Genomic DNA, 18,340 nt, shown 5'->3' with positions numbered 1-18,340 from the left:
CCGGAGGAACACCAGAACGCCTGGCCCTGCGTGACGCGGGCTGCCGAGGAAACGGGGTTCAGATGATCACACAAGAGGCGCGGACGACGCGGAACGAGTCACCGCGGCGGGAGGTGCAGCTGCTGCGCTGGCCCGCACAGCGGGACCTGCGCGAGGAGTACAGGTCCCGTGGAATGCCTCGGATCCTGGTGGTCGAAGCGGGTCTGGAGGCCCCGGTCTGCGACGACATCTACGAGGACTGGGTCCGCACCCCCGTCACCTCCCCCGACCTCAAGGCACGCGCCGACGCGCTGGTCCACCGTTACCACCGCAACCGCTCGCCCCAGCTCGACGAGGACGGCGTCCTGCGGTTCGCCTCCCAGTCGGTGACGCTCTCGCCCATGCAGGCCGAACTGCTGTCCCTGCTGGTGTCGCAGTTCGCCCAGGTCGTGCCGCGTGAGGCGCTCAGGTCCCAGCTCGGCCACGGCCAGGGGTCGATGAGCCGCAACGCGCTCGACCTGCACATGATGCGCATCCGGCACCGGATCAGCTCGCTGGGGCTCACCATCCGCACCGTGTGGGGACGGGGCTACGTCCTCGACATCCAGGCCGGAACGGCGTCTTGACCTCATGGCCGGCGACGGCGCACCGCCGTCCGGCCGTGCACACACGCGGCTCGTTCGACGCGTAGACGGAACTGATCGAGACGGGGGGACACGTACGTGATCTTGAGTACTGGAGCCGAGGGCGGTACGACGGCCCTGCCGCAGCCCACGCCCCGAGTGGCGCGGAACATCCCGCCCCAGCAGCGCGGACTGAACAGACAACGGGCCGACCAGGTGCTGACCACGAGGGTGGGACTGCAGATCCCGGACGTGCTCTCCTTCGAGGAATGGGAGCGGGCCGGACGCCAGCTGGCGGGCGTGGTGGACTCGTCCTCGTGGTGGCTGGGCGACTGGCTGACCTACGGCAAGGACCACTACGCCGACCGGTACCAGCAGGGCATCCGTGGTGCCGGACTGCAGTACCAGACACTGCGCAACTACGCCTGGGTGGCCCGCCGGTTCGACATGAGCAGGCGGCACGCGCGGCTGACCTTCCAGCACCACGCCGAGGTGGCCTCCCTGCCCGCCGAGGAGCAGGACCGGTGGCTCACCCGGGCCGAGGAGCTGTCGTGGACGACCAAGCAGCTGCGCAACGCGCTGCGGGAGGCCAGGGGCATCGAGTCCGGGAAGGCCCCGGACGCCACCCCTCTGCGCCAACTGGCCGTCCCGCGCGAGCGGTTCGAGCGCTGGCACAAGGCCGCCGAGCAGAGCGGTGTCGAGGTCGACGAGTGGGTGCTCGCCACCCTCGACTCAGCCGCCGAGCTGGTCATCGAGGCCGTCATGGAGCCGCCCGCCGTCGTCGAAGGGGCCGTATCCGCCGACGAACCGGCCGTATCCGCCGACGAACTGCCGCCCGGCGCGCCCGAGGGGGCCTAGACCCTCTCGGGCCGGCGGGACCTCGCGCACGCGCCCGCGTGACGCGGGCGCGACGGTGATCGCGGATGTGCCCGGCACCGATCGGGTGCCGGCACATCCGCGGTGCCAACGGGGCCCGCCCGGTCGGGGCTTGCCTCGTCGGAGCGTGAGATGCGAGGGCCGTGCCGGGTGGGCCGGCCCTCCCTGGGCGTGGGGCATGTGGGGCCCCTCACGCAGCTGCCGGTACGGGGCGGCCCATCCGGGCCTTGAGGTGCCCCTTGAGAGTGAAGTCCGCCGCGGCCGCCTCCCATCGGCCGAGCGGGACGCCGCCGGCCAGAAGCCGGCGCGCCGCCATGTGGTCGGCGGGCCGGTTGACGGACTCGACCGCGATCAGTGCCCCGTCCCGGAACAGCAGCACGGAGAACGAGTGGGGGTCGTCGCCCAGGACCAGCTCGTCGTCGTGGCCCTGGCCGAGTCCCGCGATCTGCAGGGTCGTCGAGAACTGGGTGCTCCAGAACCAGGGCAGGTCGTCGTACGTCCTGATGGTGCCGGTGAGCCGGTCGGCGACCAGGCGGGCGTGGTCGACGGCGTTCTGCACCGACTCGATGCGCAGGTGTGCGGCGGCGCGCGGATGCGGGAACACCGCACAGTCGCCGATGGCCGAGATGTGCGGATCGCTCGTCAGCAGCCGGGAATCAACGACGATCCCGCCGGCGACCTCCAGCCCGGCCGCCTCGGCCGGCTCCGTGCACGGTGCGGCCCCGACACCGGCCAGCACGAGGTCCGCGGGCAGCCGGCGGCCGTCGGTCAGTTCCACCGCGGCCACCCGTCCGTCGCCGTCGTCGTGGAAGCGGGCGATCGACTGCCCGAAGAGCAGTCCGTTGCCGCGTTCCCCGTGCAGCCGGGTGAAGTGCTCGGCCGTCGGGGCCGAGGTCACCCGGGCAAGGGGGCGCCCGAGTGCTTCGACCACGGTCACCGAGTACCCCAGCTGCCGTGCCACCGCGGCGAATTCGAGGCCGACGAACCCGGCGCCGGCGACGACCACGTGCGCAGCCCGGGAGAGCGCCTTCTTGAGCGCCTCGGCGTCCGTCAGAGTGCGCAACGTGTGGACGCCGCGCAGCTCGGCGCCGGGCACCGGCAGGGCCCTGGCGCGGGCCCCTGTCGCCAGGACCAGGTGGTCGTACGCGTGGACGCTCCCGTCGTCGAGGCGGACGGTCCGCGCGGCCCGGTCCAGGCGGACGGCGCTGCCCGTGACCCGCTCGATCGCGTTGCGTTCGTAGAACGTCTCGGGCCGCAGCCACAGCTGGGCCTCGTCGGCCTCTCCCTTGAGGTACGCCTTGGACAGCGGCGGGCGCTCGTACGCCAGGTGGCCCTCGTCGCCGATGAGGGTGATGGGGCCCTGGTGGCCGCGCTCGCGCAGGAACGCGGCGGTCTGGTAGCCGGCCTGTCCGGCCCCGACGATGACGACGCGGCCTGTTTGCTCGCGCGTCCCCATCAGATCTGCTGTTCCGGGAGGCGGACCCGCAGGCCGTCGAGGTCCTCGGTGACCTTGATCTGGCAGCTCAGGCGGCTGCCCGCGGTCCGTGAGCACGCCGTGAACTCCAGCATCTCGTTCTCCTCGGTCCCCACCGCGTCCAGCTTGTCGAGGGAGTCCGAGCCGACGTAGACGTGGCAGCTGGCGCACTGCACGTAGCCGCCGCACTGGCCGATGATGCCGTCGACGTCGTTGGCGAGCGCGCCGCGCATGACGGTGGTGCCCACCGGGAGGTCGAGTGTCTGTTCGCTCTGGTCGGCGGCCACGTAGGTGATCTTGGGCATGGGGTTCTCCTCGGGGAGGTTCGGCGTGCGTGCACAGGCATGGGGCGCGGCCTGGCCCCGGACTTCCCGATCGTCGCCGACCGCCTTAACTTCCTGGAAAACGAGGTGATTTAACGCGCAAGTCAAGCCGGTCGCGGGCGTATTCGAGGGGCGGCCGGGGCGCGCCGGGAAATCGCGCCACGCCCCCTTGGCCCGCGGGCGGACCTTGCGCCGAGGCGATCCGCGGGGCCTGCGCCGGCCGCCCCCGCGCCGGGGGCCGCCCGGGCAGCAGTTCCGTGCCGCGGTGCACGGTCGCCCGCACGCAGCGGGCGCCCAGCGCGGCCACGGCGGTGGGATGGCCGTCGTCCAGAGCCACGTCGGCGATCGCGGGAACCGGGCGGGCGGCATCCGGCCCGTGCCAGCTCAGCAGGGCGGGCGGCTCCTCGGGCCCGGAGAGCGTGAAGTCCGTCATGGGCGTGTTGAGCCCCTCTCCCGTGGCCTTCAGGACGGCCTCCTTGCGCACCCAGTAGGTCAGGCAGGCGCGAACGCGCCGCCCCTCGGGCAGCCGCTCGACGGCCGCTCGTTCGGCGGGGGTGAGGACCAGCTCGTACTCGGGCGGCAGGCCGGGGCCACGCCAGGGTTCGAACCGTTCGACGTCCAGGCCCAGCGGGATGCCCAGGGCGATCGCCACCGACACGATGTCGCCCGAGTGCGAGATGGACAGTTCCCATCCCTCGGCGATGCCGACCGGTCGTGGCTTGCCGTGCGGGCCGCCGCACCCCGGGCACCGCGTATGGAGGCGAATCGCCTCGGGCCCGGTGCCCACGGCGAGAGCCAGTGCCGTCTTGGCGAGCATCCGCCCGGTGACGAACCGGGCCAGGTCGAGCTCGTGGGCGAAGGACGAGGTGCGAACGAGTTCCGTGCTGTCCAGCAGTCCGAACCACTTCGACGGCTGGGGCAACGGGGGCAGCGACCAGATGTGGCACTCGGCGACCGGCTGCGGCTCCTCGGCGCCCGCGGTGAGGACGGACGCGGCGCCGGCTGCGGGGAGCGTCATGGGGGTTTCACCTCCGTAGCGCGGCAGTGCCTCTGCCGCGCTACCGAGTCTTCGCTCCGCCGAAGTGCCGCCGGTAGCAGGAAATCCTCCGGCTTACGGGGGGTGGAAAACCTCCCGGCGGCCTTAGGCGCGGCCTTCGTTATCGCCTCTCCCGGCAGCCGTTATCGCCGTGCCTGGCAGGCGAAGCAGATCCGATAACGCCCCGAAAACGCCGTTCTTTAAGTTTTCTGTCAGACGCAAGGAAGCGCAGCTCAGAGGACCTGAGCTCCACACAGACAGGAAACGAAGACAATGAAGAAGACCCTGAGTGCCGCAGTCAAGTCCGTCTCTCTCGTCCTGGTTTCCGGGGCGGCGATCCTCACCGTGGTCGTCCCCGCCGTGGCGCAGGTCTCCACGAGCTCGGTGTCGGCGGCCGGCGCCACGGTCGTCACCCCGCAGGACGACCGTGGTGGCTGGTAGGAGCGCGGCGCGCCCGGGCCGCCTCCGATCCCGCTCGTCCCGCTCGCCTCGCTCGCTCTCTCTTCAGCGCAACCGCGCTTGACTCCACCCGGCGCTTTCCCTCAGCAGAAGACGCTCAGTCCGCAACGGACCGATATCACCGGTCCGCGACTCGACACAGTCATCTCCGGGTGTCAGAGAACTCATCCCGCTTAGGCCCATACGGCCCGTCGCCCCCAACAACCGTCGTCCGTCCGGCTGTTAAGGCTCATATCGCCAGTACACCGGACTGGAACATGTCGCTTGGTGACCTACATTGGTTGTCGTCCGGAAAACAGGACTTCAACAAGGGGGAGCCGGAGTGGGCGAACAACTCAGCTTCAAGGTCTTGGGGCCCCTCGCGGTGACCGCGGGGGAGAAAAGCGTCCCGCTCGGCGGTGGCCGCCAACGGACCATCCTCGCCCTGCTGTCGCTCACCCCCGGTCGTGTCGTCCCGGTGGACACGATGGTGGACGCGGTCTGGAACAGCAACCCGCCGCCCACCGCCCGCACCCAGGTGGCGATCTGCGTCGCGGCCCTGCGCAAACTCTTCAAGAGCGCGGGCGTCACCGAGGACGTCATCGTCACCGCGCATCCGGGATACGTACTCAACACCGAGGGCCACCGGTTCGACGCGGTGGACTTCGCGGACTTCGTCCAGCAGGCCGAGCAAGCCGCCAGGGAAGGCGAGCTGCCGGAGGCCGCACGGTGCTACGCGGGGGCACTGAGGCTCTGGCGCGGGCCCGCGTTCGCCGGGGTGAGCGGGCAGCTGATCGAGGACGAGGCGGCCCGCCTGGAGGAGCACCGGCTCAACGCCTACGACGACTCCACCCTGGTCGACCTGGAACTCGGCCAGCACCAGGAGCTCATCCCGGAACTGGCGGCCATGGTGCGCGAGCACCCGCTGCGCGAACGCACCCGGCACCATCTGATGCTCGCGCAGTACCGCTCGGGCCGCCGCGCCGACGCGATGGAGACCTATCGGGACGCGCGCACTCAGTTCATCGAGGAACTCGGCATCGAACCGGGACCCGACCTGAACGAACTGCACGACGCGATCCTGCGCGACGACCCCTCCCTGGCGCCCGCGATACCTTCCGCGGAACGCCGGCCGGCGCACGTGACGCCCGCCGTTCCCTCCGAACTACCGCCCGATGTACCGGCGTTCACCGGCCGCAGCGAGGAACTCGCCGCCCTGGAAAGCCTGCTGACCGATACACCGGAAGGCTCCTTCGGCATCGGCCTGATCACCGGCGCCGCCGGCATCGGCAAGAGCGGCCTGGCCATGCGCTGGGCCATCAGGGCCGCCGAGCACTTTCCCGACGGCCAGCTCTTCGCCGACCTGTGCGGCTACGACGAACACCGTGAACCCGTCCCGGCCCACGAGATCCTCAGCCGTTTCCTGCGCTCGCTGGGCGTGCCCGGCGAGCAGATCCCCGACGAGCTGGAGGAGCGCGTCGCCCTGTACCGCAGCCTGCTCGCCGACCGCCGTGTCCTCATCGTCCTCGACAACGCGCGCACCTACGCGCAGATCCGCCCGCTGCTGCCCGGCGGCGGACGGTGCTGCGTCGTGGCGACCAGCCGGGACCAGATGGAAGACCTCGTCACCTGGCCCTCACGGGCCCGGGTGCACCTGGGCCCGCTGTCCGAGGAGGAAGCCGTCGGTCTGCTCACCGCGATCGTCGGCGAGCGCAGGATCGCGCCCGCCCGCGCGGACGCCGCCCGCCTGGTCGAGCTGTGCGACCGGTTGCCGCTGGCGCTGCGGATCGCCGCCGCCCGGCTCGCCTCCAAGCCGCACTGGACGGTGCGCTACCTGGTCAACCGGCTCAGCGACGAGCGCCGCAGGCTGGACGAGCTCAGCCAGGGCGAGTCGCAGGTCCGCGCCAGCCTTGCCCTCAGCTACCGGTATCTGCCCGGCGAGGCGGCCCGGCTGCTGCGCAGGCTCGGGCTGCTCGACGTACCGGACTTCACCGCCTGGGCCGGCGCCGCGGTGCTCAACAAGGAAGTCCTGGACGCGGAGCGGCTCATCGAAGACCTCGTCGACGCCCAGTTCCTCGAGGTCGTCAACGTCGACGCCACCGGCCAGCTGCGCTACCGCTTCCACACCCTGGTGCGGCTGTACGCGGGGGAGCGCGCCCGGCAGGAGGAGTCGGAGCCGGACCGGCTCGCCGCCACCAGCCGGTTCCTGCGCACCTTGCTGACCATCGCGGAGGAGGCCGACCTGCGCGAGGGCGCGGGCAAGGACACCTGGGTGCACAGCGGCGTCCAGCGGCGCCGGATCGACTCCGTCCTCCTGGACGAGCTGCTCGCCGTACCGCTGGAGTGGTTCGAGGCCGAGCGGCTCGCCCTGGTGGCCTCGGTCCAGCAGGCGGCCCGGACGGGCGAGGCGGAACTCGCCTGGGACCTCACCGTCAGCGCCCTGGTGTTCTTCGGGACCCGCAGCTACACCGATGACTGGCGTACCTGCTGTCAGTCGGCCGCGGAGGCGGCACACGCCGTCGGCGATCTGTGCGGTCAGGGGGCGATGTACTTCGGCCTGGGCACCCTGGAGCTCAGCCACAGCAGGCTGGAGAACGCCACTTCGTACCTCGACAAGGCGCTCTACTTCTACACGGAGGCGGGCGAGGACCACGGGCGGGCGATGGCCCTGCGCTCTCTCGGCCAGAGCGACCGCATGCGGGGCGATCCGGACACCGCCATGCCGCGCTTCGCGGAGGCACTGGTTCTCTTCCGCGAGGCCGGCGACCTCTTCGGCGAGGTGCACACCCTGCACAACATGGCGGAGGCCGAACTCGACCGGGGGCACCTCGACGCGGCGATGCAGTGCGCCCGGGAGGCCGTGCGTCTGGAGGAGAACAGGGCGCCCGACACCCGAAACCTGGCGCAGGCGCTGTACCGCCTCGGCCGGGTCCACCTCGCCCTGGACGAGCTGGCGGCCGCCGAGGAGGCGTTCTTGCGCGCGGTGCGGATCGTCAAGGAGAAGACCGACATGGTCGGACTCGCGCACACCCTGCTCGGCCTCGGCGAGACCCGGCTCAGCAGGGGGGACACGAAGCTGGCCGAGACCACGCTGACCGATGCGCTGGAGGTCGCGGAGGAGTGCCGCAGCCCGCTGGTGGCGGGGCGGATCGGCCTGGTCCTCGGCGAGGTGAGCCGGGGTCTTGGCAAGACCGAGGCGGCCCGCGCCTTCCTGCGCACCGCGCAGCAGCGGTTCGCCGCCGCGGGGGCGTCGGTGTGGGAGCGGCGGGCCGAGGAGGCGCTGGGCGCGCTGGTGGGCTGAGGCCGCCGCACGTCGCTCTCGTGCGAGCCGGCACGACCTGGCGCGAGTCGACACGATCTGGCACGACAAGGCGCCCGTGACCTGGAGTTCACCAGGCCACGGGCGCCTTGTCGAACGCGGCCGGAAGGTCAGCCGAAGAGGTCGGCGAGGGCCTCCATGTCGATCGGGACGGGCGGAAGCCGGTAGTCGGCCGGCGGCTCGGCGTCCAGCAGGTGGCGGACCAGGAAGTCCCACCTGCGCTGGGCCACGTAGTGCTCGTACCCGAAGTAGATGTGGTCGGCGTCGGGAACGATGACCAGGTCGAAGTCCTTGCCGTGGGCGATCAGACGCTCGGCGAGCCGCAGCGTGACCTGGGGCGGGACCCGGTCGTCGAGGCCGCCGTGGATCAGCAGCAGCTTGCCCTGGAGGCTGCCCGCGAGCTCGGTGTTGGAGAGCGCGGCGTACTGATCCGCGTCGAACGGGCCGTGGTACGCCTCGCCCAGGCCGGGCTCAAGGAGGCGGAAGTCGTGCATCCCGGACTCCGCGACGCCGGCCTTGAAGACGTCCGGATGGCGCAGCAGTGCGCGTACGGCGGCGTATCCGCCCGCGGACATGCCGCACGCGCCCACGCGGTCCAGGTCCATCCACGGCCGGGTGGCGGCCAGTTCGCGCAGCGCCGCGACGTGGTCGGCGAGGCCGCAGGCGTCGCCCAGGTTGCCGTAGGAGGCGTCGTGGAAGGCCTTGTTACGGCCGGGGGAACCCTGCCCGTCCACCGCGATCACGACGAAGCCGAGCGCTGCCAGGGCCTCGGCGTCGTACCCGTAGACGCCCGGGTCGAAGGACGGGCTGACCCGGTTCGCCACGGGCAGGCCGTAGGGGGTGTCGATGACCGGGTAGCGCTTCTCGGGGTCGAAGCCGTGCGGCAGGTACAGCAGCCCGTAGACGTCGGTCGTCCCGTCGGCGGAGCGGGTCTTGAAGCGCTCGGGCGCCCCCCAGCCGGTGGCCTCCAGGCGCGTGATGTCGGCGCGCTCCAGTTCCACCAGGACCTTCCCGGACCAGTCCCGCACGGTGATCACCGGGGCGGTGGCGGTCGTGGAGGCGGAGTCGATGAAGTACGCGGCGTCCGGTGCGAGGGTGACGACGTGGTCGAGGTCGTCGTCGGTGAGCCTGGTGAATCCCGAGCCGTCCAGGTTCGCCGCGCACACCGTGCGGCGGTACGGGTCCTCCTTGACGAGCCCGGAGGCGGTGAAGTAGACGACGCGCTCCTCCTCGTCGACGTGCAGGAGCTCCTGAACCCCCCAGGTTCCGGAGGTCACCGGGATGATCAGCTCGCCGGAGTACGCCGCGTGCAGGTAGAGGTGGCCCCAGCCGTCGCGCTGGGAGTACCACAGCACCTCCTGGCCGCCGGACAGCACCTTGACCAGGGGCTGCTGCAGCTGCTGCTGGGCGGGCTCCACGCGGGTGCGGCCGGGCTCGGTCAGAACGGTGCGCACCTCGCCGGTGGCCGCATCGAGGTGGTGCAGGCTCAGCGTGCGGGCGTCCCGGGTGCGGCTGAGGTAGTAGACGGCCGAGCCGTCCTCGGCCCACCAGGCCCACCTCTGAAAGATCGGGGACATCGTCGACATGCCCACCGGCTCGCCCTGTGCGGGGGTGACCGAGCCGGTCGCGACGTCGATCACGACGAACTCGGCCAGCGGTATGTGCTCGTCGCCCGCGACGGGGAAGCGCGGGGAGAGCAGGGCGGGCTCGCCGCCGTCCGCGGGCGCCGCCCGCAGCAGGTGCGTACGCCGCACGCCGCGCTGGTCGGACCGGTGGGTCAGTATCCGGGTCGCGTCCGGCGACCACGCCACGGCGGGCGGCAGATGCGGCAGCCCGATCTTGCCGAGGAGCGTGGAGTACATGAGGTAGTCCGGGTTCGCGGCGTAGTCCTGGTCCTCGGTGCCGTCGGAGGTCAACGCCCAGTCCCGGGCGCCGTCCAGGGTGCGGGCGCGCAGGTCGTGCCCGGCGAGGTACACCGCGTGCTTGCCGTCCGGCGCGAGGACCTCGAGCGGGTTGCCGGGCGCGCCGCCCTCGGCCTTCTCGCAGACGTAGTCGCTCAGGCGGCACCGCCAGTGCTCGCCGAACGCGTCGAACTCGACCGCATCGTCGGTCGGGTGGATCGCCAGGAACGGCAGCGCGGCCGCGTCCGCCGGCTGCCCCGACGCCTCGGCCAGCGCGGCCGCCAGACGCTCGTGGTCGAACGCGTCCTGCCGGGTGCCCGCCGTGGGGTCGACGAGGACGAACCGCTTCCCCTCGGGCGTGTTGACGGTGTACCAGAAGCGGCCGTTCGCCTCGAGCCAGCGCGGCGTGACCTTGTCTCCGAGGACGAGCTCCTTGCGGTGGTGGCGCAGTAGTCGCTCCGCCGTCTGATAGGCCTGCACATCAAGTTGAGTGCTGTGCATCGGTGTGCCCTTCCTTCGGGGTAATCGTCCTGATGCCATAGAAGAATCGGGGGATAAACGGAACGGGGGATCGTGGGATTCGCCGGTTCTGTATCTCCCGGTTTCCCGGTTTCCCGGTTTCCCGCTTCTCCGTCGGCGGAGTTCTCGCCGTTCACCGGCAGGCGCATGCGCCGCCTCATCATCGCCACCGCACCCTTCCCTTGGCCAGTCCGCGGATGAGCCGTCCGGGCGCTGTCCTGTTGCCAGGACGGCGCCCGCTCGCGTACGCGTCCGGAAAACCGGCCCTGGTCAGGAAAACGCGGGCGAGGACCCGGATATAGGTGCCGTATAGATCCGGGTGCCATCCGGGTGCCACTGTGGTCCGGCGAGCCTGAAAGAAACCGGGCAGGTTCACAGGTGAACACTGGAACTGAGGTGCTGGCGTGAGTGCGCAGAAAACCGAAAGGGTCGTGATCGTCGGCGGAGGCGTCGCGGGCTGGATGACCGCCTCGTATCTGAAAGCCGTGCTGGGCGACGACGTCGCGGTCACCCTGGTCGCCTCCGGCGAGACGGCCGCTCCACAGGACGACGAGGCGAGCCTGGGCGATCTGGGGCGGTTCTTCGATGTCCTGGGGCTGGCGGAAGAGGACTGGATGCCCGCCTGCGACGCCACGTACAAACTGGCCGTCCGCTTCCAGGACTTCAGCCGTCCCCGACACCACTTCTACCTGCCCTTCGAGCAGACGCGGGAGGCCGACGGCTTCCCCCTGACCGAGTGGTGGCTGCGCATCGGGCCCAGCGGGCGGTTCGACCGCGACTGCTTCGTCGCCGCCTGGCTGTGTGACGCCGGGCGCAGCCCGCGCGACTCCTACGGCCTGCTGCCCGGGCACGGTGCGGCGGCGATGTCCTACGGCTACCACATCGAGGCCGAGGCGCTCACCCGTCTCCTCACCGGCTACGCGGTGGACCGGGGCGTGCGCCACCTGAGCGACGAGGTCCTGGACGTGGCGCTGGACGCGCGCGGGTGGATCGACCACGTCCTCACCGCGGAGCACGGCGCCGTCCACGGCGACCTGTTCGTCGACTGCACCGGCACGCGGGGGCTGCTGCTGCGCCGCGCGCTCAAGGTCCCCTTCGTGTCGTACCAGGACACCCTGCCGGGCGACAGCGTGGTCACGCTGCGGGTCCCCGCCGACATGAAGGCGCACGGCATCCCGCCCTACACCGCCATCACCGCGCGGGCGGCGGGGTGGATCTGGAGCATCCCGCTGGTCAGCCGTATCGGCACCGGCTATGTGTACGGGCGGGAGTACTGCACGCCCGAGGAGGCCGAGCGCGCGCTGCGCGAGTTCGCCGGTCCGGAGGCGGCCGGGGCCGAGGCCGTGCACACCGGGCTGTCGTCCGGGCGCAGCCTTCGGGCGTGGAAGCACAACTGCGTCGCCGTCGGGGCGGCCGCGGGCCGCGTGGAGCCGCTCGAGGCGACCGGGATCTCCTTCGTGCACCACGCGCTGGAGCGGCTGGTGCGGCTGGTGCGGCGCTTCTGGGGCGCCGTCTCGGACCCCGGGCCGGGGGAGGACTACAACGCCGCCGTCGCCCAGGAGCTGGACGCGGCACGGGAGTTTCTGACCCTGCACTACCAGGGCGCGGCGCGCGACGACACGCAGTTCTGGCGGGACGCCCAGACCTGCCCACTGCCGGGCGCGCTGGTGGAACGCATCGAGCGCTGGCGGGTGCCGCCGCCGGATGCGCAGGACCGGCCGCCGAACCCGCAAGGGCTGCCGCCGCACGCGTACACCTCGATCCTGCTCGGCACCGGCGCCATCGCGCTGCGCCCCCGGGCGGCCCTGGCCCTGGTCGACGACCACGCCGCGCGCCAGGAGTTCGCGGCGGTCAAGGAGACGGCGCGGAGCCTGGTCGAGGCGCTGCCCACCCAGTACGACTACTTCAGCCGTCTCCGTGCCTGACCCCGGGCCCTGGGGCGTCGCCGGGCCCGTTCCGCCACTGGTCGAGGGGGCGGTGCAGGCAGGGGTCCGAGGCGAGGACGGCGCGGTGCACATCGCGCAGCAACGCGCCCGGTTCGATGCCGAGTTCACGGATGAGAAGCCGCCGGCCCCGGTCGTAGACGGCTAGGGCCTCGGCCCGCCGGTCGCATCGGTACAGCGCTGTCATCAGCTGGGCGCGGAAACGTTCATGCAGAGGGTGCCGGGCGACGAGCCGGGTCAGCGCCGGCACCAGCCGCGGATGCCCGCCGAGGGCAAGATCCGCCTCCATGCGGCCGGCCAGGACGGAGATCCTGGCCTCCTCCAGGGCGGGGCCCTCCGCGCTCGCCAGGTGCTCCGAGACGTCTGCGAGCACAGGCCCGCGCCACAGCGCCAGGGCATCGCGCAGGAGTGCTCCCGCTTCCCGGTACCTCCCGGCGGCGAGCGCCGACTGGCCGCGCGCGGCCACCTGCTGGAACTCCAGGAGGTCGATCCGGGCGGCGCCGGTGCGCAGCGAGTAGCCCTGCGCGCGGCGGGTGATGGCCGCCCCGGGCCCGAGCACGCGGCGCAGCCGCGAGACATGGGTGTACAGCTGTGCGGTGAGCGTGGCGGGCGGGTGATCCCCCCACAGGAACCAGCTCAGCTCGGTGTCGGCGAGGAACGAGCCCTCGGCCATCAGCAGAGCCGCGAGCACGGTGCGCTGTTTCGCCCCGTCCAGGGGAATCTCCACTCCGTTGTCACGTACCTGTACGGGGCCCAAAATGCCGTACTCCATCGAAATACCTCGCAGATGTCCATGACGAGATGTGCAGGATCTCGCGGGCGTCGCGCGGACTCGCAGGCCGTTGTCCCGTCGACGGGACGGAGCCCGCCACGGCCGGGAGGCGTGGGGTTTGTCGGGCGCTTGAAGTCGCTTGACTCCAGAGTCGGACAGGGCTGAAGGTAAGGGACGTCATACGGGCTGGAATTCCGCCCTGACACTGACGACTTCGCGACGGGGGAAGCGTATACGTTGATGGTAATGGTGTCGTTGCCGAATCTTTGCCATGGAAAGGTCCGCGTGCTTTCCGCGGATCGCCATTTCGGCCGCTTTTCCCTGTAGGACCACTCAGGACCGCTGCCGAAATTACCGCCGCCATAAGACCGTCGCCGTACTGAGCCGCGCTGGACCTACTCGCCAGGGCGAGTGGTCCTGGGCTGCGCGAGAACGAGCGAGGAGTTGCCCGCAGATGATGCCGTTGGAAATCCAGGAACTGGCCCCCGAAACCCCGTACATATGGCGTGCCAAGCGGCCGGGTGCCACCCGCCGACTGATCTGCTTCCCGCATGCGGGCGCCGGCGCGGCCGCCTACGCCGAGTGGGCCGCACTGCTGCCGGCCGGGATCGAGTTGGTCGCGGTGCAGCTGCCGGGGCGTCAGAACCGCATTGCCGAGGACCCGTTCACCGAGGTCGGCCCGCTGGTCAACGTGCTCACCCACGCGCTGCGCCCCGTCTTCGACCTGCCCTTCGCGTTCTTCGGGCACTCCGCGGGCGCCACGCTCGCCTTCGAGCTGGCCCGGGCGCTGCGCGAGAAAGGCGCCCGGGGGCCCGAGAACCTGTTCCTGTCCGCGCAGCCCGCGCCGGGCGAGTCCGGGGTGCCCCAGCTGCACCAGCTGTCCGACGACGACTTCTGTGCGGAGATCGTCTCGCTGGGCGGCCTCGACGAGGAGCTCCTGGAGGACGAGGACGTCATGGAGTCCATGCTCTACACCCTGCGGGCGGACTTCACGCTCTGGGAGCGGCACCGCCTGGAGCCGGGCGCGCCGCTGGACTGCCCGATCACCGTGCTCTGCGGTGAATCGGACCCGCGGGCACCGCTCGCGGAGGTCGAGCGGTGGCGCGAGCACACCACCGGCGCGTTCAGCGCCGAGTTCTATCCCGGCGGCCACTTCTACTTCCTCGACGATCCCGCCGACGTGGTCTCGGCCATCGGCCGAGGGCTGCCGGCGCCCGTGGCGGCCGGGAGGATCGCATGAGCGCCCCCGGCACACTCGGCCAGGACGCGCTGCGGGCCCTCACCGACGCGGCCAGGGCCGTACCCGGTGTCCACGACGCGGTCGCCGTCGCCCGCAAGGGCGTGCGGGCGGCCGGACAGCCCGCGGCTGTGCGGCCGCCGGAGCCGGCTCCGGCGGCCGCCGCGCAGCCCGGCGCCGGTGACGCGGACCTCCCCGCGGCCGAGGACCTCCCCGCGGCCGACCTGTACGGCGGTGAGCTGCGGCTGCCCGACGGTGCCCCCACCACGCTGCAGGAAGGCCTGCGCCGGGCGGCCGAACAGGCCCCGGACAAGGGCACGGTGTACATCACCGAAGGCAACGACGACGTCCTGCAGACCTACGCCGAACTGCTGGACGAGGCCCAGCACGTCCTCGGCGGGTTCCGCGCGGCGGGCCTTTTGCCGGGGGACGCCGCGCTGTTCGTCTTCGACTCCAACCGCGGCTATCTCACCGCGTTCTGGGCCTGCGTCCTCGGCGGCTTCCTGCCGACACCGGTGGCCGTCGCCATGACGTACACCGCCGAGAACGAGTCGAACCGCAAGCTGCGCGGCGCCTGGCACCTGCTCGGCCGCCCGGTCCTGGTCACCGACGCCGCCACCGCGCCCGCGCTGGCCGGGGTGCGCGAGCTGTGGAACGAGCCGGACGTACGCATCCTGACCGTCGAGGAACTCGCCCGGCACGAGAGCGACGCGGACTGGTTCGCGGCAACGCCCGACTCGCCGGTGCTCAACCTGCTCACCTCGGGCAGCACCGGGGTGCCCAAGTGTGTGCAGCACACCCATTCCAGCGTGGTGTCCCGGTCGTTCGCGGTCATCCAGCACTGCGGGATGACACGCGACGACATCAGCCTCATCTGGATGCCGTTCGACCACGTCACGGTCGCCTACTACAACGTGCGCGACGTGTTCCTGCAGTGCCTGCACGTCAACGCCAAGATCGACCACTTCCTGTCCGACCCGCTGCTGTGGCTCGACTGGGCCGACCGCTACCGCGTGACCAGCACCTGGGCGCCCAACTTCGCCATGGCACTGGTCAACGAGCGGGCCGCGGAGATCCGCGAGCGCTCCTGGGACCTGTCGCACCTGCGCGACGTCGTCAACGCCGGTGAGCCGGTGATCGCGGCGACCAGCCACCGGTTCCTGGAACTCCTCGCCCCGCACGGGCTGCCCGCCGACGCGATGGTCCCGTGCTGGGGCATGTCCGAGACGTGCTCGGGCGTCACCTACACCCGCCAGAGCCTGGGGGACCGCACGGCGGGCACCGTCGCCATCGACCCGTCCTCGCTCGGCGGCACCATCCGCCACCTCGACCCGGCCGACCAGGACGCCGTCGTGCTCACCCGGGTCGGCCGCCCGATCCCCGGGGTGCGCATCCGCGTCGTCGACGAACTCGGACAGGTGCTGCCCGAAGGCCGGATGGGCGAGCTGCGCATCACCGGACCCACCATCATGGCCGGGTACTTCCACAACGAGGCGGCCAATCAGGAGGGGTACGACGAGCAGGGCTGGTTCCGCACCGGGGACCTGGCGTTCGTCCACGACGGCGAGGCCGTGATCGCCGGCCGCAAGAAGGACCAGATCATCGTCCGCGGCATCAACTACCTGGCGCACGAGGTGGAAAGCGTCGTCGAGCGCGTCGACGGGGTACGGGTCACCTTCTCGGCCGCGGTGGGCGTGCGCGAGCCCGGCGCCTCGACCGACCAGCTGGTCGTCTTCTACGTACCGAAGAGCTGGGACGCCGCCGCGCTGGCCCGCACCGGCGAACAGGTCCGCGCCGTCCTCGTCCGCGAGTCGGGGATCACCCTGGACCTGCTCGTCCCGGTCACCGAGGCGGAGTTCCCGAAGACCGCGAACGGAAAGATCCAGCGGGCCGCGCTGGTCGCCGAGTTCAAGTCCGGAGCCTTCGACGACCGGCTGCCGGGCGCCGCAGGCGAACAGCCGCGGGACGACACCTGGCTCTTCGCCCGCCAGTGGGCCGAACTCGACCGGAGCGCGGGCGGCGGCGACGCCGCGGGGGTGTGCGTGGTCCTCGCCGAGGACGACGACGTCCGCCGCCTCGGCTTCGACGGGACCGTCGTCACGGTCCGCAGGGGCGAGGAGTTCGTCGAGCAGACGCCGTACCGGTTCCGCGTCCCGACGGCCGACCGCGGGGAACTGCGCCGCCTGCTCGCGGCCGCCACCACGCTCCACGGCTGTGTCTCCTCCGTCGTGTTCGCCCTGCCGCTGTCCCTCGACGGCGAGCCCGCCGACCGCCTGACGGCCGCGACCGCGGAGCTGACCGCGCTGATCGCGGCGCTCGCCGACGGGGAGTTCGGCCACCCGCAGCTGCTCGTGGTCACCCAGGGCGCGCTGCACGTACACCCGGGCGACCGGGTCGACCTCGGCACCTGCGCCCTGACCGGCCTGGTGCGCACCGCCGTCGGCGAGGCCGCGCCGCTGCCCGTCCGGCAGCTCGACCTGCCCGCCGACACCGGCGCCTGGGCCCGGGCCGTGCGCGCCGAACTCGCCGACCGGGACCGCACGGGCATCGTCGCGGCGCGCGGGGACAGGCGCTGGCAGCCCAAGCTCGTGCCCGTCCGCGAGGACGCCGGGGCGAGTACCTCCCCGCCGGTGACCGCGGGCGGGCTGTACCTGGTCACGGGCGGCCTGGGCGGCATCGCCCACGACATCGCCGCCTACCTCCTCGCCGCGTTCTCAGTCCGCCTGCTGCTCGTGGGCCGCTCGCCCGCCGAGGGCGAGAAGGCCGCCCGGCTGGCCGAACTCCGCGCGCTCGGGCAGGCCGGCGGTGTCGTCTACGAACAGGCCGACGTCGCCGACGCGGAGGCGCTGGAGGGGGCCGTCGGCGCGGCGGAAGAACGCTGGGGCCGCCCGCTGGACGGTGTGCTGCACCTCGCGGCCGCCGACCCGACCGGGCAGTGGGCCGACCTGGAGCGGCACACGATCGTGAACGAGAGTGCCGAGACCTACGCGCGGCAGTACCACGCCAAGGTCGCCGGAACCCTGGCCGTCGCCCGGGTCCTGGAGACCCGGCCGCAGGCGTCGCTCACTCTGTTCGGCTCGGTCAACGGCGAGTTCGGCGGCCACTCGTTCAGCGCCTACTCCGCGGCCAACAGCTTCCTGACGGGCTTCGCCGACCACTGGCACCACGAGCGCCGGCGCCCGGTGCACTGCCTGGCCTGGTCCATGTGGACCGGGGTCGGCATGAACCGGAGCCAGTCGTCCGCGGCGGCCGAGCACCGCGGCTTCAGGGCGATCACCCCCGAGGCCGGACTGCGGCTGTTCCTCGACGCGGTGGCCCTGCCCGACCCGTACCTGGTCGTCGGCCTCGACCTGAGCAACCCGGCCATCGTCGAGGAGCTTGCGGCGCAGCAGCTGTGCGTCAGCGAGGTCCTCATCGCCTACGTCGCGGACGCCGCCGGCGCCGGCCGGCAGGACGCCGTCCGCACCGCCGTCGCGGCGAGCGCGGCCGGCTGCCCGGTACCGGTGCGCATCACCGAAGTGCCCCGCATCCCGCGGGACGCCTACGGCGCCGTGGACACGGCCCAGCTGCTCCTCGGTGCCGCGCCCGGCAAACCCCGCCGCCGCTACAGCCCGCCCGAGACCGAGCTGGAGAGCCGGCTCGCCCATGTGTGGTCCGAGGCTCTGGGCCGCCCCCGGGTCGGCCGGGACGACTCCTTCTTCGAGCTCGGCGGCAACTCGCTGAGGGCGGCGCGGCTGCTCGCGCTGACAGCCCAGAAGCTCGGCGTCCGGGGGACGACACAGGAGCTCTACGAGAACCCGACCGTGGCGGGCATGGCCGCGACGATCGAACAGCACCAGGCCGGCTGACCGGCCGAAGGACACCCCGTCACCAGGGGTGCCCCGCCGACCGCACGCCACG

The 18,340-nt window shown here is 71.9% G+C and carries 12 protein-coding genes; 7 read left to right on the top strand and 5 right to left on the bottom strand.

The genetic code is table 11. The annotated features are described in order from the left end of the window. Positions 1 to 62 precede the first annotated feature (62 nt). Complete coding sequence (locus OG747_RS51665) at positions 63 to 605, top strand: winged helix-turn-helix domain-containing protein (protein ID WP_331743222.1); 543 nt, start codon at positions 63 to 65, stop codon at positions 603 to 605. 102 nt (positions 606 to 707) lie between these two features. Next, complete coding sequence (locus OG747_RS51660) at positions 708 to 1,460, top strand: LmbU family transcriptional regulator (RefSeq protein WP_331743225.1); 753 nt, start codon at positions 708 to 710, stop codon at positions 1,458 to 1,460. A gap of 208 nt (positions 1,461 to 1,668) precedes the next feature. Here the strand turns inward: OG747_RS51660 and OG747_RS51655 are convergent, their stop codons facing one another. The 3 genes from OG747_RS51655 to OG747_RS51645 all read right to left on the bottom strand — a co-directional run bounded on the left by OG747_RS51655 (position 1,669) and on the right by OG747_RS51645 (position 4,293). Next, a complete protein-coding gene (locus OG747_RS51655) occupies positions 1,669 to 2,934 on the bottom strand; it encodes an FAD-dependent oxidoreductase (RefSeq protein WP_331743228.1) in 1,266 nt (421 codons plus the stop codon). Beyond that, positions 2,934 to 3,257 carry a 2Fe-2S iron-sulfur cluster-binding protein gene (locus OG747_RS51650; RefSeq protein ID WP_331743232.1) on the bottom strand — a complete coding sequence of 108 codons (324 nt, stop codon included), beginning with the start codon at positions 3,255 to 3,257 and terminating at the stop codon, positions 2,934 to 2,936. The genes OG747_RS51655 and OG747_RS51650 overlap by 1 nt, the downstream gene beginning before the upstream one ends. Before the next feature lie 85 nt (positions 3,258 to 3,342). Further along, positions 3,343 to 4,293, bottom strand: a complete 951-nt coding sequence (locus OG747_RS51645) for a 4'-phosphopantetheinyl transferase superfamily protein (protein WP_331743235.1) — start codon at positions 4,291 to 4,293, stop codon at positions 3,343 to 3,345. Between the two features lie 291 nt (positions 4,294 to 4,584). On the opposite strand from OG747_RS51645, the gene OG747_RS51640 reads away from it, so the two are divergent. Together OG747_RS51640 and OG747_RS51635 are read left to right on the top strand one after the other, a co-directional pair. Next, positions 4,585 to 4,752 carry a hypothetical protein gene (locus OG747_RS51640; RefSeq protein WP_331743238.1) on the top strand — a complete coding sequence of 56 codons (168 nt, stop codon included), beginning with the start codon at positions 4,585 to 4,587 and terminating at the stop codon, positions 4,750 to 4,752. A gap of 340 nt (positions 4,753 to 5,092) precedes the next feature. Continuing rightward, positions 5,093 to 8,050: a BTAD domain-containing putative transcriptional regulator gene (locus OG747_RS51635; protein ID WP_331765214.1), complete on the top strand. Its 2,958-nt coding sequence runs from the start codon at positions 5,093 to 5,095 to the stop codon at positions 8,048 to 8,050. A 128-nt stretch (positions 8,051 to 8,178) separates the two neighbouring features. Here OG747_RS51635 and OG747_RS51630 read toward each other — a convergent pair whose 3' ends face one another. Further along, complete coding sequence (locus OG747_RS51630) at positions 8,179 to 10,470, bottom strand: DPP IV N-terminal domain-containing protein (protein ID WP_331743244.1); 2,292 nt, start codon at positions 10,468 to 10,470, stop codon at positions 8,179 to 8,181. A gap of 422 nt (positions 10,471 to 10,892) precedes the next feature. Between OG747_RS51630 and OG747_RS51625 the strand changes: the two genes are divergently transcribed. Continuing rightward, positions 10,893 to 12,413, top strand: coding sequence for an FAD-dependent oxidoreductase (locus OG747_RS51625; protein ID WP_331743247.1), 1,521 nt, complete (start codon positions 10,893 to 10,895; stop codon positions 12,411 to 12,413). Here the strand turns inward: OG747_RS51625 and OG747_RS51620 are convergent. Then, a complete protein-coding gene (locus tag OG747_RS51620) occupies positions 12,394 to 13,203 on the bottom strand; it encodes an AfsR/SARP family transcriptional regulator (protein WP_331743250.1) in 810 nt (269 codons plus the stop codon). The two genes, OG747_RS51625 and OG747_RS51620, sit on opposite strands and share 20 nt — an antisense overlap. A 454-nt stretch (positions 13,204 to 13,657) precedes the next feature. On the opposite strand from OG747_RS51620, the gene OG747_RS51615 reads away from it, so the two are divergent. Then, a complete protein-coding gene (locus OG747_RS51615; protein WP_331743252.1) occupies positions 13,658 to 14,443 on the top strand; it encodes an alpha/beta fold hydrolase in 786 nt (261 codons plus the stop codon). Then, complete coding sequence (locus tag OG747_RS51610) at positions 14,440 to 18,288, top strand: SDR family NAD(P)-dependent oxidoreductase (RefSeq protein WP_331765213.1); 3,849 nt, start codon at positions 14,440 to 14,442, stop codon at positions 18,286 to 18,288. The genes OG747_RS51615 and OG747_RS51610 overlap by 4 nt, the downstream gene beginning before the upstream one ends. Positions 18,289 to 18,340: the final 52 nt, after the last annotated feature.

Origin of the sequence: Streptomyces sp. NBC_01384 (assembly GCF_045040035.1) — a bacterium.
In the GTDB taxonomy this organism is placed as follows: Bacteria; Actinomycetota; Actinomycetes; order Streptomycetales; family Streptomycetaceae; genus Streptomyces.
The sequence above is the reverse complement of the archived record's forward strand: the minus strand, read 5'-3'. Positions and strand labels throughout refer to the sequence as shown.

Excerpts from the sequence above, each read along its gene's own strand:
- OG747_RS51665 (WP_331743222.1), top strand. The coding sequence starts at position 63 with ATGATCACACAAGAGGCGCGGACGACGCGGAACGAGTCACCGCGGCGG.
- OG747_RS51655 (WP_331743228.1), bottom strand. The coding sequence starts at position 2,934 with ATGGGGACGCGCGAGCAAACAGGCCGCGTCGTCATCGTCGGGGCCGGA.
- OG747_RS51650 (WP_331743232.1), bottom strand. The coding sequence starts at position 3,257 with ATGCCCAAGATCACCTACGTGGCCGCCGACCAGAGCGAACAGACACTC.
- OG747_RS51645 (WP_331743235.1), bottom strand. The coding sequence starts at position 4,293 with ATGACGCTCCCCGCAGCCGGCGCCGCGTCCGTCCTCACCGCGGGCGCC.
- OG747_RS51640 (WP_331743238.1), top strand. The coding sequence starts at position 4,585 with ATGAAGAAGACCCTGAGTGCCGCAGTCAAGTCCGTCTCTCTCGTCCTG.
- OG747_RS51630 (WP_331743244.1), bottom strand. The coding sequence starts at position 10,470 with ATGCACAGCACTCAACTTGATGTGCAGGCCTATCAGACGGCGGAGCGA.
- OG747_RS51620 (WP_331743250.1), bottom strand. The coding sequence starts at position 13,203 with ATGGAGTACGGCATTTTGGGCCCCGTACAGGTACGTGACAACGGAGTG.
- OG747_RS51615 (WP_331743252.1), top strand. The coding sequence starts at position 13,658 with ATGATGCCGTTGGAAATCCAGGAACTGGCCCCCGAAACCCCGTACATA.
- OG747_RS51610 (WP_331765213.1), top strand. The coding sequence starts at position 14,440 with ATGAGCGCCCCCGGCACACTCGGCCAGGACGCGCTGCGGGCCCTCACC.